Source organism: Bacillus sp. LM 4-2 (assembly GCF_000978495.1).
Classification (GTDB): Bacteria; Bacillota; Bacilli; order Bacillales; family Bacillaceae; genus Bacillus; species Bacillus subtilis.
The window spans coordinates 927,501-943,442 of the sequence record NZ_CP011101.1 but is presented as its reverse complement, the minus strand read 5'-3'; the positions used below and the strand labels follow the sequence as shown (position 1 = coordinate 943,442).

The following is a 15,942-nucleotide window of genomic DNA, read 5'->3' as shown; positions in this document are numbered from 1 at the left end:
AATAGGTTGATATCACGTAACTGGAGTGAATGCTAGTGAATATCAAACTTGATTCTGTTATTACTGAACGTGCGGCCGGCTTACATGCAGCTGCTGTCATTTATGAGAATATCGAAGTCGGCTCCTCACCGCAAATGCTGAAAGGCAGACTCCGCCTGTTTCAAGAATCCTTGTTTTTCGACTATGCGGACGGCGGTATATCCGATGAATCCTTCGTCAAGGAATGGCAGAAACTCTTTAAACAGCTTAACCCTTCATTTGAGGGAGAAACAACCCCAATGGAGGACATGCTGGTCCCGATATCCAAGGAACAATTCATGGAAAGTAAAGACTCGGCCCATGACACAATCGATTTTTTCGCATTAAAATATTCTCTGCCTATTATGATTTATGATGCCGGAAAGCTTCATGAGCCGGTCCGGATCTCATTGGGAGAAAAAGAAAACATACTGCTTTTCTCTGATGAAAACGGCATTTTTGGCGATTTCAAAAACAGCGTCAACCACTATCCCGTTTCAAACGAGACTAAGAATATGCTGCAAATCATTTTTTTCCCGCCATCGATTGAGAAAAGCAGCGCTGTTAACCTCTTATCATCATTAACGAAAATGTTTGAACAAATTCACGGCGGCACCCATACAGTACATTGGCTTACGTAAAAGAACACGAATACCGTGTTCTTTTTCACATAAAAAAACGCAATACTTCGTTTATCTGAGAAACGAAACACTGCGTTAATAACGTATGTATGGAGCGGGTGATGAGAATCGAACTCACGACATCAGCTTGGAAGGCTGAGGTTTTACCACTAAACTACACCCGCATTTGTGATTGTCAGCAACAGTACCGCTCTGACTTTTTTTATATTACATGTTTATTTATTTTTCGTCAAGGGAATATAAAAATTTTGTCGAAAAAAAGTTATCTTTTTGTAAAGTTGTTAAGTTCCATTTACATAATGTTAAGTATACTATACAATATAATCAATCGAGATTGTGAAGGGGACAGACGTCATGATGAAAAATAAAGTAAAAGAGCTGAGGGCACGCTTCGGCTATTCTCAGGAAAAACTCGGAGAAACGGTCGGCGTCACAAGACAGACTGTGGCAGCGATTGAAAAAGGCGATTATGTTCCCTCACTGCTGTTAGCACTGAAAATCTGCAAAGCCTTCTCCATGAAAATGGAGGATGTCTTTTGGTTAGAGGAGGAAAACTAAGATGAGCATGAAAACAAAAGCAGCTTTTCACCTTGTTTTATTTGGCCTTGCATGCTGGGCGCTGATTTCATACTTTGAAGCCTCAGAAGGCATAGCATCTTTTTTCGGCACAAAGAGCGGCGGGATGGTATTTGATTTAAACCTCACTCCCTTTATTCTGTTTGTTGCGGCGTCTGCGGTTTATTTGTACTTACAGAAAAAAAGCCGCCCTGCCAGAAAGCAGCTACTTCTGCCTGATGAGTTTGAAGAGCAGGATGAAAGAGAGCAGATGATGACGGCAAAAGCATGTCGCGCGTCATATATCGCTGTCTACTTCTCGCTGCCTGCCGCAGCGGTTCTTCTCATTTTTTATCCGCTATTTCAATCGCGCATTCCGTTTTTCCCTATTATTATTGTGTTTATCATCATGATCATCCAGCACCTTTCCTACGTCATCTCTTTCAAGAAAAACGAAAAAAACTCCGGCGCGCTGTAATCGGCCGGAGTTTTTTCTTACCAGCTTGCTTTTTTCACACCGGGAATCTGGCCTTTATGGGCCAGCTCCCTGAAAGCGATTCTGGACATTTTAAACTTCCTCATATATGCTCTCGGGCGCCCCGTTACCATGCAGCGGTTGTGAAGCCTTCCCGGTGCTGAATCTCTTGGCAGCTTGCTGAGTGCCTCGTAATCTCCTTTTTCCTTCAACTCGCGTCTAATACCAGCGTATTGCTCAACAAGCTGTTGGCGTTTTAACTCTTTTGCCACTTTTGATTTTTTAGCCAAGTCACATAGCCTCCCTTTAAATCGAAATTGTTACGATTTAAAATGTATCATTCACCATTCAAAAAAGCAAGCATACCGCTTTGTAAAACAGACGGCCTGAAGCCGCCCATTCTAATGATGCAATTCCACATAATACAGTAACGCATCTTGATGCTTAATGAGCTCTTTTTTATGTTCAGAGGTGTGCATTGTCTCGTCAGTCCCTCTAATACTGCTGCCGATCAAAGCAGGCTTCTCGAAAGTAATCGGTTCCGGCGATGAAATATTCTGAGTCATTTCCTGTGTTGTGCTATCGTCGCGTTTCACCGATGAATCAGCCGCTATAGTTCCCTGTTTATCCACAATGCCAAAATGAATGGTGGTATGTTTATTCTTTCCTTCCCCCTCTTCATTCTCAAAATAAACAAATTGTATGGTATCAGTTTTTTCCTCTGAATAATCTGCACGAACCGGTCCAAACCTCTCAACAAGCTTTCCCTTTTGATAATGTTCGATGTACATGTCAGCTGAAGAAATACCTTCACCGATATTGACGGCTTCGGCAGTGAATGCCTGTGAAGCTGCGACATCCATTCTGTTTTTTTCAAGATCTGATATGTCCGCCGCTTTGATTTCCATCTGTTTTGAATGTCCGCATGCTGACAGCATAGCTATGAGGCAAATGACTGCCGCGCTTCTCAATGTTTTCAGAAAAAAAGCCCCCTTTTTTTGAATATCATACCATGTTCGGGGGGCTGTATTTTAGTTAAACTCATGCATTTTTCTCTTTGACAAAATAAGTGTTTCCTACCGCTTCTCCCCTTTTGTTCTGAAGCTTTCTCGTCCGATCATTTTCAAACGGCAAAAGCGGAAATACAAGCTCTGCAAAATAATACGCTTCTTCTAAATGCGGATAGCCGGAGAATATAAACGATTCTATGCCGAGTGCCTGGTACTCCGCTATCCGGTCGGCAATCGTCTGCGGATCACCGACAAGAGCTGTTCCTGCCCCTCCTCTGACCAGGCCGATCCCCGCCCACAGATTCGGGCTGATTTCAAGCTTCGTCCGATCGCCTTGATGAAGGACGGCCATCCGCTGCTGGCCTGAAGAGTCGTAACGGCTCAAAGCTGCCTGCGCTTTGGCAATGGTGTCATCATCCAAGTGGCTGATCAAGCGCTCTGCCGCTTCCCATGCCTCTTGTTCAGTTTCACGGGCAATGACATGCAGCCTAATGCCAAATCGAACGGATCTCCCTTCTTTTGCCGCTTGCTTTTTGACTCTTTCTATCTTTTCTTTTACTTGTTCAGGCGGCTCACCCCATGTCAAGTACACGTCTGTATGCTTTGCGGCAGCTTCAATTCCAGCCTGTGACGAACCACCGAAATAGATGGGCGGATGCGGCTCTTGCTGCGGCGGGAAAAGCAGATTGCTGTTTTCCACTTTTATATGCTTTCCTTCATAGGAAACCGTTTCTCCCTGCAAAAGTCTCCGCCAAACGGTTAAAAATTCGTCTGTTGCCTCGTAGCGCTCATCATGGCTGATAAACAGGCCATCGCCTGCCAGCTCATACGGATCGCCCCCTGCCACAACGTTGATCAGCAGCCGGCCGTCTGAAATGCGGTCTAGGGTGGATGTCATTCTGGCTGCCAGAGAAGGCTGCATTAAACCAGGTCTTACCGCGACTAAAAACTTTAAGTCCTTTGTTTCTCCTGCCAGTGCCGACGCTGTAAGCCACGGGTCCTCGCACGATCTTCCCGTTGGCAGAAGAACTCCTGTATATCCCAGCCTGTCTGCCGCCTGCGCGACTTGTTTAAAGTAAAGATGATCCGCAGTCCGTCCATCACTTTCAGATCCTAAATATCTCGCGTCTCCATGAGTCGGTATAAACCAAAGAATTTCCATATTCATCTCCCCTTTATATCTTTTATCCTTCGTAGCTGTTTCTCCACTTTAACAGCTTTCGTTCAAGCAGCCTGACGAAGGAATCCGTCAGCTTTCCAACCACTGCAAAAATGATAATCCCTGCAAAGACTTTATTCGTTTGTGAAAACTGTCTCGCATCCATGATCATATAGCCGACTCCCGAGCTTGAGCCCATCAGCTCTGCCACAACGAGCCCGAGCCATGCAATGCCGAGCGATAAGCGAATGCCTAGCAATATATTGGGCAGGGCTGCCGGCAATATCACTTTGGATATCTGCTGATGCCATTTAAATTCAAGCACCCGGGCGACTTCAAACAGCTTCGCGTCAACCCCGCGGATGCCGTTAAACGTATTGATATAGACAGGAAAGAAGGCACCGAGCGCAATCAGCAAAATTTTAGATACTTCGTCAAATCCGAACCATAAAATAAACAGCGGCGTGACGGCCAGATGAGGTACGGTTCTAAGCATTTGCAACGACGGATCAAGATACAGCTCCGTCCGTTTGGAAAATCCGGCCAAAATCCCGATCATCAATCCAAGCCCCGCGCCAAGCAAAAAACCAAGTGCCGCCCGATAAATGCTGATTTGCAGATGGCCGAACAGTTCGCCGGACAAAATAAGCTCCTTAAAGGTCAGAACAATCGTAACAGGTGTAGGCAGCACTGTAGCGGACACAACCCCCAGCCCGCCGATGACCTGCCAGATGGCAATGATGACAGCGGGCAGTAAAAGCCCCTTCATCCAGCCGTATCTCTTCCTTCCGGGCTTTTTTCGCACCGCTTCCGCATTCGTTTTGGGCAGCGAGCCCGCAGCCTCTGCTTTCATCATTGATCACCTCCTGAGGAATGCTCCTCTAATGCTTTTTTGATAAAAGTGTTATCGACAACATCCTTCACATCAATCTTCTTATCTATCGCCTTTGTTCGAAATTGAAAATCTGCTGTTTCCTGCTGTGCTTTCACAATGTCGTCACTGATGATCTCATTAAGTGGCTCAGTATTTTTCAGCACATTTTCGACGACCTTTTTATCGAGATCTTTAATGTCAGAATATAAGTCCGCTGCTTCATCCAGATGTTCCTTTTGCCATACAACGGCTTTATTAAACACCTTCAGAAAACGGACCACTTCGTCTGGATGCTCTTCTGAAAACTTTGTTCTTACTAAAGTAAAACCCGGTGAATATAAATCTGTGCTTTCTCCGTTCACAAGGATTTTTGCTCCGTGTTTCATTGTTTCTAAGGACAAGTACGGCTCCCAAATGGACCAGGCATCAACAGATCCGTTTTCAAATGCGGAAGCTGCTTCATCAGGCTGAAGCTGAATAATTGTCACATCGTTAGCTGACAACCCCACTTGATCAAGCGCTTTATACAAAAAATCAAACCCGCTGCTGCCTTTGGCGACTGCAATTTTCTTCCCCTTTAAGCCCTTAACGTCTTGAATGCCGCTGTTTTGATTGACAAGGATGCCGTTTGCTTTCAAGCCGTCCTGAGACAAACCGATTTCTTTAAAGTCAATGCCTGCCGCCTGTCCAGCGATCACAGGCGAATTACCGACTTGAGAAAAATCAAGTTTGTCTGCCGCAAGGCCTTCAAATTGGGGCGGACCGCTTTGAAACTCCACCCATTTCACTTTGATGCCTTCTTTTTCAAATGCATCTTCGAACCAGCCTTTTTCTTTTGCAATCAAAAGGGGGCTTAAGCTTTGCTGAATACCAATACGAATTTCCTTCAATTGTTTGTGGTCACCGCTGGCTCCATTTGCTCCACAGCCTGCGAGCAGAAAAATAACGGCAACCAATACAATGAGTCCTTTTTTCATTTCCGCTTCCGCCCTTTCTATATCCCTGATCCTTCTGCGTACTCCAAATCTTCTGTTTTCTCGAATTCCGACAGCACTCTCTGTCTGATCGCTTGGAAATCCGGAGTCGTCCGGTTTCGCGGATACGCCAGGTGAATGGGCATCAGCTTATGGATTTTCCCCGGTTTGGCCTTAAGGATCGCAAGCTCATTTCCTAAATAAACAGATTCATCTATATCATGAGTCACGAGAATCATCGTTGTTTTTTTCTTCCTCCATATATCCAGCAGCACGTCCTGCAGGTGTTTTCTTGTAAAAGCGTCGAGTGCACCAAACGGTTCATCTAAAAGCAGCACCTCAGGCTCCCGCAGCAGGGCCCGGGCGATGGCTACTCTTTGTGACATGCCGCCTGACAGCTCGCGCGGATATGCTTTTTCCGATCCTTTCAATCTGACAATCTCGATCAGTTCATCCACCTTTTGTTTGACTTTTGGGTCCTTCAAATTCAAGTCGGCTGCAATATTCTGCTCAACAGTCAGCCAAGGAAAGAGGCGGTGTTCCTGAAAAATAAATCCTTGCTGAATACCCGGAGCTGTTACGCTGCGGCCGTTAATTTCCACACTCCCGTCATATTCAGAATCAAGCCCTGCAATAATCTTTAACAGGGTGCTTTTTCCGCACCCGCTCGGTCCGATAAGCGTTAGAAATTCGCCTGGTGCGATTGATAATTCTATGTTTTCTAAGACCGTGTTTTTGCGGCCTTCTTGAACAAATGCCTTTTCTTTGATGCTGATGGTCACAGCCACTTTTATCCCTCTCTTTCTGCCAACCCCGCCTTCAAAAAAAACAAAAAGGCCCCCATCTCTGTTCTTGTAGAGATGAGAGCCTTCGGCGGTCCGATCAGCTGCCCAATTGTTTTTTTGTTTGAATAACATGTTAATTCAAATTATTCCGATATGTCAACTCTTTTTTAAATACGATTTTTGATATCCTTGTTTATCACTTACTCTGCTTGTTTCGCAAATAGAGAAGGAAAAATTATTTCTCCAAAAATTATTAAGTGTCATAAAAAGCTGTTACAACAAGGTTTTTCAACAATTTCGATACTATATATCGATTAATAGAGATAACTATTTTATAATAATTATAAAATAATATTGACTTTTTACTTAGAGATGATATTATGTTCTTATAAATTCCAAGAGGTGATAACATGAGTTCAAATAAACTGACAACTAGCTGGGGCGCTCCGGTTGGAGATAATCAAAACTCAATGACTGCCGGTTCTCGCGGACCAACTTTAATTCAAGATGTACATTTACTCGAAAAATTGGCCCATTTCAACCGAGAACGTGTTCCTGAACGTGTTGTTCACGCCAAAGGAGCAGGCGCACACGGATATTTTGAAGTGACAAACGACGTAACAAAATACACGAAAGCCGCTTTCCTTTCTGAAGTCGGCAAACGCACACCGTTGTTCATCCGTTTCTCAACAGTTGCCGGTGAACTTGGCTCTGCTGACACAGTTCGCGACCCGCGCGGATTTGCTGTTAAATTTTATACTGAAGAAGGAAACTACGACATCGTCGGCAACAATACGCCTGTATTCTTTATCCGCGATGCGATTAAGTTCCCTGATTTCATCCATACACAAAAAAGAGATCCAAAAACACACCTGAAAAACCCTACGGCTGTATGGGATTTCTGGTCACTTTCACCAGAGTCACTGCACCAAGTGACAATCCTGATGTCTGACCGCGGAATTCCTGCGACACTTCGCCACATGCACGGCTTCGGAAGCCATACATTCAAATGGACAAATGCCGAAGGCGAAGGCGTATGGATTAAATATCACTTTAAAACAGAACAAGGCGTGAAAAACCTTGATGTCAATACGGCAGCAAAAATTGCCGGTGAAAACCCTGATTACCATACAGAAGACCTTTTCAACGCAATCGAAAACGGTGATTATCCTGCATGGAAACTATATGTGCAAATCATGCCTTTAGAAGATGCAAATACGTACCGTTTCGATCCGTTTGATGTCACAAAAGTTTGGTCTCAAAAAGACTACCCGTTAATCGAGGTCGGACGCATGGTTCTAGACAGAAATCCGGAAAACTACTTTGCAGAGGTAGAACAAGCGACATTTTCACCTGGAACCCTCGTGCCTGGTATTGATGTTTCACCGGATAAAATGCTTCAAGGTCGACTTTTTGCTTATCATGATGCACACCGCTACCGTGTCGGTGCAAACCATCAAGCGCTGCCAATCAACCGCGCACGCAACAAAGTAAACAATTATCAGCGTGATGGGCAAATGCGTTTTGATGATAACGGCGGCGGATCTGTGTATTACGAGCCTAACAGCTTCGGCGGTCCAAAAGAGTCACCTGAGGATAAGCAAGCAGCATATCCGGTACAAGGTATCGCTGACAGCGTAAGCTACGATCACTACGATCACTACACTCAAGCCGGCGATCTGTATCGTTTAATGAGTGAAGATGAACGTACCCGCCTTGTTGAAAATATCGTTAATGCCATGAAGCCGGTAGAAAAAGAAGAAATCAAGCTGCGCCAAATCGAGCACTTCTACAAAGCGGATCCTGAATACGGAAAACGCGTGGCAGAAGGCCTTGGATTGCCGATTAAAAAAGATTCTTAATGGAGAAATGCAAAAACCCGTTGTAGTCAGCGGGTTTTTTTATATTTAGTTACACATTGCGTATGCTTCTCATCAATCTTCATATAAATTTCTTCCATGAGTTCCGCGCTGTTTATAATCTCTCGTTTGTTTTTTTCAATCAGCAGCTCAAGCGGCAAAATCTGATTCCCGTAGGTTTTTCGCTTCCTGAATCGTTTTCTCCCCTTTTCTTTTTTGACTCCCATCAATAATCCCCCCTTTTTCATACAAAAAAGGCCCTTATCTAAACGATAAGAGCCTTCGGTGTTCCGATCAGCGCGATAAATTTGAAAAATTTGTACTGACCATGTTAATTCATACAATACCGACCTGTCAACTATTTTTTGAGGGTGTTGACACTGTATCAGATTGCATCCCCGCTTTTTCCTTATACACTCTTTTCCCCTGACGCATAAGCTAGAGAAACTAGAATACGAGAGAAAGAGATGTGGGAGTGTGGAAAAGACAAAATTGACCGGACGTATCGTGACACGGGATGATCCGGACTATAACGAAGCAAGAACCAATATTAACCTAAGCTTAGAAAGGTATCCTGACATCATTGTGTTTTGCCAAAACAAACAGGATGCACTCAATGCGCTGAAATGGGCGCGTGAAAACCGTGTGCCTTTCCGTATTAGAGGCGGCAGACACAGCTATGAGAACTTTTCCCTTTTAAATAACGGTCTTGTTATTGATTTAAGCGAGATGAAAAAAATAACTGTGAATCAGGATAAAAAGCTGGCCTATATTGAAGCGGGGGCTGAATTGGGAGAAGTCTATCGGACACTCTGGCAATACGGCCTGACGCTTCCCGCAGGCACCATTGCTAATGTAGGGCTCACAGGTTTAACTCTCGGAGGGGGAATTGGACTTTTAACAAGGGCTGCCGGTCTTACTTGCGACAGCCTCGTGCAGCTTGAGATGATCGTAGCAGACGAAAAAGAGGGCGCTGATCTGATTACAGTCAGCTGTTCAAATCATCCAGACTTATTTTGGGCGTCTCAGGGAGGCGGAGGAGGCAATTTCGGCATAGTCACCTCCATGACATTTAAAGCAGTGCCCATCTCTCAAGTGTCGATTTTTTCTATTACATGGGGATGGGATGATTTTGAGGAAGTATATAACACGTGGCAGAACTGGGCCCCGTATACAGATGACCGGCTTACATCATCAATAGAGTTTTGGCCTAAAGAAGTAAACCGCATAGAAGCCCTCGGCCAATTTGTCGGGCCAAAAACAGAGTTAAAAAAACTGTTAAAGCCTTTATTGAAAGCAGGAAGTCCGACAAGCGGAATGGTAAAAACAACGCCATTCATTGAAGCGGTAACCTTTTTTAACAGCCCGGGAGGCAATCAGCCTCAAAAAATGAAACGCTCCGGCTCTTTCATTGAAAAGCCATTATCAGAACGTGCGATCTCAACAATAAAACACTTTTTAGAGCACGCTCCGAATCAAAACGCCAGTGTCTGGCAGCAAGCACTCGGCGGGGCAGCCGGACGGGTCGCTCCCGACCAAACGGCATTTTATTATCGTGACGCAATCATCGCCCAGGAATACTTAACAAACTGGACATCCCCTGGAGAAAAAAGACAAAATGTCCGCTGGATTGAGGGGCTGAGAACGTCCCTTTCGAAAGAAACGATGGGAGACTACGTAAATTGGCCAGATATCGAAATCAGAAACTGGCCAAGAACATATTACGGCGAAAACGTTGAACGACTCCGCCGTGTCAAAACGACATATGATCCAGAAAATGTTTTCCGCTTTGAACAGAGTATTCCTCCGCTTCGACGCTCTCTGTTTTTCTAAAAAAATGAAGATGGAGCATTCTCCATCTTCATTTTTTTTATTGATATAAATTGCTTCCCGTATCGACAAACTCTTTTGCTTTTTCTTTTAATCCTTTATTTATGGCTTCTGCTTCACTGAGATCGTTTTTCTTCGCATAATCCCGAATATCCTGTGAAATTCTCATGCTGCAAAATTTCGGACCGCACATGGAACAAAAGTGAGCGGTTTTTGCTCCTTCAGCAGGCAGGGTTTCATCATGGTATTCAAGGGCTCTCTCCGGATCAAGAGATAAATTAAACTGATCCCGCCAGCGGAATTCAAAACGGGCTTTCGATAACGCATCATCCCGGATTTGCGCTCCGGGATGCCCTTTTGCAAGGTCCGCAGCGTGCGCAGCGATCTTATATGTAATGACTCCTTCACGAACATCATCACGGTTTGGCAGCCCCAAATGCTCCTTCGGCGTTACATAACAAAGCATTGCTGTCCCGTACCAACCGATCATCGCCGCTCCGATCGCTGAAGTAATATGGTCATATCCCGGAGCAATATCCGTTGTCAACGGCCCCAATGTGTAAAAAGGCGCTTCTTTACAAATGTCCATTTGTTTATCGACGTTCTCTTTGATTTTATGCATCGGAACATGTCCAGGACCCTCAATCATCACCTGAACATCATGCTTCCAGGCAATTTGCGTCAGCTCTCCAAGCGTCTCTAATTCAGCAAACTGCGCTTCGTCATTGGCATCAGCAATTGATCCGGGACGCAAACCATCCCCAAGAGAGAAAGCAATATCATACATTTTCATAATCTCACATATTTCTTCAAAATGTGTGTATAAAAAGCTTTCTTGATGATGAGCCAGACACCACTGCGCCATAATCGCTCCCCCGCGTGACACGATACCAGTTGTCCGTTTGGCAGTCAGCGGTACATACCTAAGCAAAACACCCGCGTGAATCGTAAAATAATCCACTCCCTGCTCTGCCTGCTCGATTAGCGTATCACGATAAATCTCCCACGTTAAATCCTCCGCTACGCCGTTTACTTTTTCAAGCGCCTGATAAATCGGAACAGTTCCCACAGGCACGGGGCAATTGCGGATAATCCATTCACGCGTCGTATGAATATCTTTTCCGGTAGAGAGATCCATCATCGTATCCGCTCCCCAGCGGATGGCCCACGTCATTTTTTCCACTTCTTCTTCAATGGATGACGTAACCGCTGAATTCCCGATATTTGCATTAATCTTCACATGAAAATTCCGGCCGATAATCATTGGCTCACTTTCAGGGTGATTAATGTTTGAAGGAATAATCGCCCGGCCGCTGGCTACCTCGTCTCTGACGAATTCAGGAGACACATGCTCACGAATGGCGATAAATTCCATCTCAGGTGTAATGATCCCCTTTTTTGCATAGTGCATTTGAGTGACATTTTGACCTGCCTTCGCCCTCAGCGGTTTCCGCTTTAATCCTGGGTAGCTTACGTTTGGATTTGCTTTTTTATAACCGTTATCTTCTGGTTTTATAGCCCGACCTTCATACTCTTCCACGTCACCGCGCTCTGTGATCCATTTTTGGCGGAGCGGCTTTAATCCTTCTTGAATATTAATGGTTACTTCAGGGTCCGTATACGGTCCGCTTGTATCATAGACACGCACAGGCGCGTTTTCCTCTTCGCCGAACGATCCCGTCGTCGGACTCAATAGAATCTCCCTCATCGGCACTTGGATGTCCGAAGAAGAGCCCTCCACGTATACCTTCTTGCTGCCTGAAAAACTTGACATAATGGAAATGTTGGCTTGCTGCACTGAATTGTTTTGCATTACTTTTCCTTCCCCTTTCTACGTTTGAAAGGACAAAATCAAGCCCATAACCAGCACAAAAAACCGGATTCATATAAATGAACCCGGTTACAGTCAGAAAGAAACATATTATTGCCCAGCACGACAATAACAAAAACAATTCCTCTACTTCCCCACGCTGGTACGAACCAGATCAGGTCCAAAGGGTTAAGAAGCTTACCTTCTCTCTCAGCCCGAAAGCGGGCACCCCCAGTAACTATTGATTTCGCACTCATCTTATCATAAAATCAATCTGAAAAAAAGAGGAATATAGATAATATTCAGCCAATTTCACCCTAAATATTTGACCGGCAACGGGATTTCAGCTATTTCATGTTCAGCCATCATCACCCGATATGCCTTTGCACCCGACCTTGAACTCACAGTCTGAAACAGCTGATCATTTATGAAATGGAGAGCAGCCCCATCATCCGCTGCATAGCCACTGCATAAGAACTTGTTAGATATCAGCTGGTGGTATGCCGGTCTCCGATCCTTTTCCCCGTCATAATGGGGACAAAAGCTCCCTTGCAAAAAACCTAAACTTTTCAAACTTGTCAGCGGTCCGGCTGAATCTGTCACCCCTTCTTCAAACCAGCAGATCGCACCGGCACTTAATCCAGCTAAAACCACACCGTTCTTCCATGCTTCCCTGAGAATCTGGTCAAGCCCCCACTCTTTCCATAACACAAGTAAATTCCGCGTATTTCCCCCGCCAACATAAATCACGTCCATTTCCATAACAAAAGAAGCTAAATCTGATGGTGGCGGCTTAAACAAAGATAAATGAGACGGCACACAATCCAGTGTTTGAAATGCATGATAAAACCGCTGAATATAGTTTTGGGAATCTCCGCTCGCCGTCGGCAAAAAACAAATACGAGGCTGCTCTCGTTTTGATTGATTGAGGATATATTGATCGAGGGACAAATTATCCGGCTCCATCGAAAAACCCCCGCCCCCCATCGCAATAATCTGCTTCATCATCACACCCCCCAACAAAATTTGTTGCTTATTATAGCATTTTGTATAGAAGCAAGAAACAAAGCCAAATACTTTCTTATCAGGAGCTGCTAAAAAAACAAAGGAGGTGGTTTCCCATTGAACAAAGTCTTTGTCCCAAAGATATTCTTGATTTGTTAACAACAATAAAAACCAGCATTAACAAATACACTGTCGCAATAACAGAAGCCGAAAATCCCCACATCAGAAGAGCATTGCATGATCAATTAGATACAACTGTTTATCTCCATGATGAACTGTCAGATCTTCTGTTAGAAAAGGGGTGGCTCGGGTGAGCAATTACGCTTTTATCTTGCAGTAAAGACCACAAAAAGAGACGGGATCTCAAAGATGAGATGCCGTCTCTTTTTTATTGCTCCACTCTTCTTAAAGCCTCATTTACCGTTTCTTTTATAAACGCGTCTTCACCGCTTAATCGGTCTAAACTGAGATCGCCGTTTCTCAGCCTTTCGGAAATATTGTTTATATCCTCCTCTACTGTGATTTGCAGCTCACCAGCCAAAAACATTCTGTGTAATTCATCTGCAACCAAACTTTCTTTATTCACTTCCATCCACTCCTTTATTTTCAATATTATTCTTAGTCTGTCCCTAGGCCGAGACGAATAATAGGAAAAAAGTATGAATCAAACGAATCTTTTTTCCGCCTTCTTACGTATATCTGTTGAGAAAAAAGAAAAAGGGGAAGATCTAACATGTCATTTTTTAAGAAGCTTGCGGCAAGTGCCGGAATTGGAGCTGCAAAAGTAGATACAATTTTAGAAAAAGACGCATATTTTCCAGGAGAAGAAGTACAGGGAACGGTACATGTCAAAGGCGGAAAAATCGCTCAGGACATCCGTTATATCGATTTACAGCTTAGCACACGGTATGTCATTGTAAAAGACGATGAAGAGCACCGGAAATACGCTACAATTCATTCTTTCCGGGTCACTGGTTCATTTACCATACAGCCTGGTGAAGAGCATCAATTTCCGTTCACATTCACTCTGCCTCTAGATACGCCGATCACTGTAGGGAAAGTAGAGGTTGCCGTGGTGACAGACCTTGACATTCAAGGCGGTATCGATAAATCCGATCATGACCGCATTTTTGTTGAAGCGCACCCTTGGATTGAAAATGTGCTTGAAGCAATCGAAAACCTGGGCTTCCGTCTTAACGAAGCAGACTGCGAACAAGCGCCCTACTTCCAGCGTCGTCTTCCGTTTGTTCAAGAATTCGAATTCGTTCCGACTTCCGGATATTATCGTCAGATGCTTGATGAATTAGAGCTCATTTTCCTTTTAGACGAAGACGGTTTGGAAATCATTTTCGAAGTCGACCGCAGAGCAAGAGGACTCCGAGGGTGGCTGGAAGAGATGTATAATGACGGAGAACAGCTTGTACGCGTCCGTTTCAGCCAATCAGAGCTTGAAGATACAGAAGAGCTAGAAGAGGTGCTAGAAGAGATCCTAGACCAATACGCTGAGTAAGTATAAAAAGGAGCCTCGGCTCCTTTTCTTTAATAAAAAATAAAAACCCGTTCCTGTTAAGAAACGGGTTTTTCAGTATACCGGTGGTCGGGGTCGAACCGACACTCCAGAAGGAACACGATTTTGAGTCGTGCGCGTCTGCCAATTCCGCCACACCGGCAAGTTTTACGTCGTATCTAACCGACGAATATAAATATATCATGGATCTCACAAAGTGTCAACGTATTTCAAAAAAGTTTTTATGGAAATATAAAATAAAAGTGTTGAAAGACTAGCTATACAGCCGCTTTATAATAGGCATCGGAACTTAACTTTTTATGATAAATCAAAGCATTAAAAAAATGATCTACATAAGTAGATCATTAATATGATTAGTTATAATGATAAAACACAAACACCAATTCAACTTACCATGTAAGTAAAATTGGTGCCGAGGGCCGGACTTGAACCGGCACGGTAGTCACCTACCGCAGGATTTTAAGTCCTGTGTGTCTGCCAATTCCACCACCCCGGCAATAAGAAGGCGACACCCGGATTCGAACCGGGGATAAAGGTTTTGCAGACCTCTGCCTTACCACTTGGCTATGCCGCCGTAATTGGAGCGGAAGACGGGATTCGAACCCGCGACCCCCACCTTGGCAAGGTGGTGTTCTACCACTGAACTACTTCCGCATTTTTAATGGACTTAATACATTATATGCAGCTGATATAAAAAGTGAGACTGGGCTAGCTGGATTCGAACCAACGCATGACGGAGTCAAAGTCCGTTGCCTTACCGCTTGGCTATAGCCCAATGATAATATGGGGCGATTGATGGGAATCGAACCCACGAGTGCCAGAGCCACAATCTGGTGCGTTAACCACTTCGCCACAACCGCCATAATCTCAAGATGTCATAAATTTGGCAGGGGCAGTAGGAATCGAACCCACACCGGAGGTTTTGGAGACCTCTGTTCTACCGTTAAACTATGCCCCTATAAATGGTGGAGGGGGGCAGATTCGAACTGCCGAACCCTGAGGGAGCGGATTTACAGTCCGCCGCGTTTAGCCACTTCGCTACCCCTCCACATTAAATTTTGAAAAAACAGTGCCGGCAAGAGGACTTGAACCCCCAACCTACTGATTACAAGTCAGTTGCTCTACCAATTGAGCTACACCGGCATAGGTGGTGGCTCGGGACGGAATCGAACCGCCGACACACGGATTTTCAGTCCGTTGCTCTACCAACTGAGCTACCGAGCCTAAGTATTAAAATGGCGGTCCGGACGGGACTCGAACCCGCGACCTCCTGCGTGACAGGCAGGCATTCTAACCAACTGAACTACCGGACCATTTTAAAATTTGGTTGCGGGGGCAGGATTTGAACCTGCGACCTTCGGGTTATGAGCCCGACGAGCTACCGAACTGCTCCACCCCGCGATGATATAATGGTGGAGG

The 15,942-nt window shown here is 44.7% G+C and carries 17 protein-coding genes, 14 tRNA genes and 1 riboswitch (1 of these 32 cut by a window edge); of the genes, 7 read left to right on the top strand and 24 right to left on the bottom strand.

Going from position 1 to position 15,942, the window contains the following annotated elements; genetic code table 11:
• Positions 1–35 precede the first annotated feature (35 nt).
• Positions 36–659 (top strand): B3/B4 domain-containing protein, encoded by a 624-nt coding sequence (locus bslm_RS04770; protein ID WP_003245517.1) that lies wholly within the window; start codon positions 36–38, stop codon positions 657–659.
• Positions 660–749: 90 nt separating this feature from the next.
• Here bslm_RS04770 and bslm_RS04765 read toward each other — a convergent pair.
• Positions 750–823: transfer RNA gene (locus bslm_RS04765), tRNA-Gly, on the bottom strand.
• A gap of 193 nt (positions 824–1,016) precedes the next feature.
• Here bslm_RS04765 and bslm_RS04760 point away from each other — a divergent pair.
• Both bslm_RS04760 and bslm_RS04755 read left to right on the top strand, forming a co-directional pair.
• Positions 1,017–1,217 (top strand): helix-turn-helix transcriptional regulator, encoded by a 201-nt coding sequence (locus bslm_RS04760; protein WP_009966860.1) that lies wholly within the window; start codon positions 1,017–1,019, stop codon positions 1,215–1,217.
• A 1-nt stretch (position 1,218) separates the two neighbouring features.
• Entirely contained in the window at positions 1,219–1,692 is a 474-nt protein-coding gene (locus tag bslm_RS04755) for a lipoprotein (RefSeq protein ID WP_003245008.1), read from the top strand.
• A 17-nt stretch (positions 1,693–1,709) separates the two neighbouring features.
• Here bslm_RS04755 and rpsN read toward each other — a convergent pair whose 3' ends face one another.
• The 6 genes from rpsN to bslm_RS04725 all read right to left on the bottom strand — a co-directional run bounded on the left by rpsN (position 1,710) and on the right by bslm_RS04725 (position 6,494).
• A complete protein-coding gene (gene rpsN, locus bslm_RS04750) occupies positions 1,710–1,979 on the bottom strand; it encodes a 30S ribosomal protein S14 (RefSeq protein WP_003233455.1) in 270 nt (89 codons plus the stop codon).
• 111 nt (positions 1,980–2,090) lie between these two features.
• Positions 2,091–2,627: a hypothetical protein gene (locus bslm_RS04745; protein ID WP_003245073.1), complete on the bottom strand. Its 537-nt coding sequence runs from the start codon at positions 2,625–2,627 to the stop codon at positions 2,091–2,093.
• A 103-nt stretch (positions 2,628–2,730) separates the two neighbouring features.
• Positions 2,731–3,861, bottom strand: a complete 1,131-nt coding sequence (ssuD, locus tag bslm_RS04740) for an FMNH2-dependent alkanesulfonate monooxygenase (RefSeq protein WP_003245787.1) — start codon at positions 3,859–3,861, stop codon at positions 2,731–2,733.
• A gap of 22 nt (positions 3,862–3,883) precedes the next feature.
• The gene (locus bslm_RS04735) at positions 3,884–4,714 is read right to left on the bottom strand and encodes an ABC transporter permease (protein ID WP_010886451.1); all 831 of its coding nucleotides are present in this window, start codon (positions 4,712–4,714) and stop codon (positions 3,884–3,886) included.
• Complete coding sequence (locus bslm_RS04730; RefSeq protein ID WP_003245431.1) at positions 4,711–5,709, bottom strand: aliphatic sulfonate ABC transporter substrate-binding protein; 999 nt, start codon at positions 5,707–5,709, stop codon at positions 4,711–4,713. The genes bslm_RS04735 and bslm_RS04730 overlap by 4 nt, the downstream gene beginning before the upstream one ends.
• A gap of 17 nt (positions 5,710–5,726) precedes the next feature.
• A complete protein-coding gene (locus tag bslm_RS04725) occupies positions 5,727–6,494 on the bottom strand; it encodes an ABC transporter ATP-binding protein (protein ID WP_010886450.1) in 768 nt (255 codons plus the stop codon).
• 407 nt (positions 6,495–6,901) lie between these two features.
• Here bslm_RS04725 and katA point away from each other — a divergent pair, with 407 nt between their 5' ends.
• Entirely contained in the window at positions 6,902–8,353 is a 1,452-nt protein-coding gene (katA, locus tag bslm_RS04720; protein WP_003245322.1) for a catalase KatA, read from the top strand.
• A gap of 26 nt (positions 8,354–8,379) precedes the next feature.
• On the opposite strand, the gene senS is transcribed toward katA, so the two are convergent.
• Positions 8,380–8,577 (bottom strand): transcriptional regulator SenS, encoded by a 198-nt coding sequence (gene senS / locus bslm_RS04715; protein WP_003245192.1) that lies wholly within the window; start codon positions 8,575–8,577, stop codon positions 8,380–8,382.
• 250 nt (positions 8,578–8,827) lie between these two features.
• Between senS and bslm_RS04710 the strand changes: the two genes are divergently transcribed.
• Positions 8,828–10,183 (top strand): FAD-binding oxidoreductase, encoded by a 1,356-nt coding sequence (locus bslm_RS04710; RefSeq protein ID WP_003233470.1) that lies wholly within the window; start codon positions 8,828–8,830, stop codon positions 10,181–10,183.
• Between the two features lie 37 nt (positions 10,184–10,220).
• Here bslm_RS04710 and thiC read toward each other — a convergent pair whose 3' ends face one another.
• Both thiC and bslm_RS04700 read right to left on the bottom strand, forming a co-directional pair.
• Complete coding sequence (thiC, locus tag bslm_RS04705; RefSeq protein ID WP_017697515.1) at positions 10,221–11,993, bottom strand: phosphomethylpyrimidine synthase ThiC; 1,773 nt, start codon at positions 11,991–11,993, stop codon at positions 10,221–10,223.
• A gap of 132 nt (positions 11,994–12,125) precedes the next feature.
• Positions 12,126–12,233, bottom strand: a riboswitch (TPP riboswitch).
• Positions 12,234–12,302: 69 nt separating this feature from the next.
• Complete coding sequence (locus tag bslm_RS04700; RefSeq protein WP_046381490.1) at positions 12,303–12,995, bottom strand: Type 1 glutamine amidotransferase-like domain-containing protein; 693 nt, start codon at positions 12,993–12,995, stop codon at positions 12,303–12,305.
• A gap of 41 nt (positions 12,996–13,036) precedes the next feature.
• Here bslm_RS04700 and bslm_RS20485 point away from each other — a divergent pair, with 41 nt between their 5' ends.
• Complete coding sequence (locus bslm_RS20485; RefSeq protein ID WP_072692951.1) at positions 13,037–13,309, top strand: spore coat protein; 273 nt, start codon at positions 13,037–13,039, stop codon at positions 13,307–13,309.
• A 74-nt stretch (positions 13,310–13,383) separates the two neighbouring features.
• Here bslm_RS20485 and bslm_RS04695 read toward each other — a convergent pair whose 3' ends face one another.
• On the bottom strand, positions 13,384–13,587 hold the full coding sequence (locus bslm_RS04695; RefSeq protein WP_014479229.1) for a hypothetical protein: 204 nt from the start codon (positions 13,585–13,587) through the stop codon (positions 13,384–13,386).
• A gap of 141 nt (positions 13,588–13,728) precedes the next feature.
• On the opposite strand from bslm_RS04695, the gene spo0M reads away from it, so the two are divergent.
• On the top strand, positions 13,729–14,505 hold the full coding sequence (gene spo0M / locus bslm_RS04690; protein ID WP_003233481.1) for a sporulation control protein Spo0M: 777 nt from the start codon (positions 13,729–13,731) through the stop codon (positions 14,503–14,505).
• Between the two features lie 78 nt (positions 14,506–14,583).
• On the opposite strand, the gene bslm_RS04685 is transcribed toward spo0M, so the two are convergent.
• The 13 genes from bslm_RS04685 to bslm_RS04625 form a co-directional block, all read right to left on the bottom strand.
• Positions 14,584–14,665 (bottom strand) — tRNA-Leu (locus bslm_RS04685).
• A gap of 265 nt (positions 14,666–14,930) precedes the next feature.
• Positions 14,931–15,019, bottom strand: a tRNA-Leu gene (locus bslm_RS04680).
• A 7-nt stretch (positions 15,020–15,026) separates the two neighbouring features.
• A tRNA-Cys gene (locus bslm_RS04675) sits at positions 15,027–15,097 on the bottom strand.
• A 5-nt stretch (positions 15,098–15,102) separates the two neighbouring features.
• Positions 15,103–15,177: transfer RNA gene (locus bslm_RS04670), tRNA-Gly, on the bottom strand.
• A gap of 49 nt (positions 15,178–15,226) precedes the next feature.
• A tRNA-Gln gene (locus bslm_RS04665) sits at positions 15,227–15,298 on the bottom strand.
• Positions 15,299–15,307: 9 nt separating this feature from the next.
• Positions 15,308–15,383: transfer RNA gene (locus bslm_RS04660), tRNA-His, on the bottom strand.
• 24 nt (positions 15,384–15,407) lie between these two features.
• A tRNA-Trp gene (locus bslm_RS04655) sits at positions 15,408–15,481 on the bottom strand.
• Between the two features lie 5 nt (positions 15,482–15,486).
• Positions 15,487–15,571, bottom strand: a tRNA-Tyr gene (locus bslm_RS04650).
• 22 nt (positions 15,572–15,593) lie between these two features.
• Positions 15,594–15,666, bottom strand: a tRNA-Thr gene (locus tag bslm_RS04645).
• Positions 15,667–15,671: 5 nt separating this feature from the next.
• Positions 15,672–15,747, bottom strand: a tRNA-Phe gene (locus tag bslm_RS04640).
• Between the two features lie 12 nt (positions 15,748–15,759).
• Positions 15,760–15,836, bottom strand: a tRNA-Asp gene (locus tag bslm_RS04635).
• 11 nt (positions 15,837–15,847) lie between these two features.
• A tRNA-Met gene (locus bslm_RS04630) sits at positions 15,848–15,924 on the bottom strand.
• A gap of 9 nt (positions 15,925–15,933) precedes the next feature.
• Positions 15,934–15,942 (bottom strand) — tRNA-Val (locus tag bslm_RS04625) (it continues 67 nt past the right edge of the window).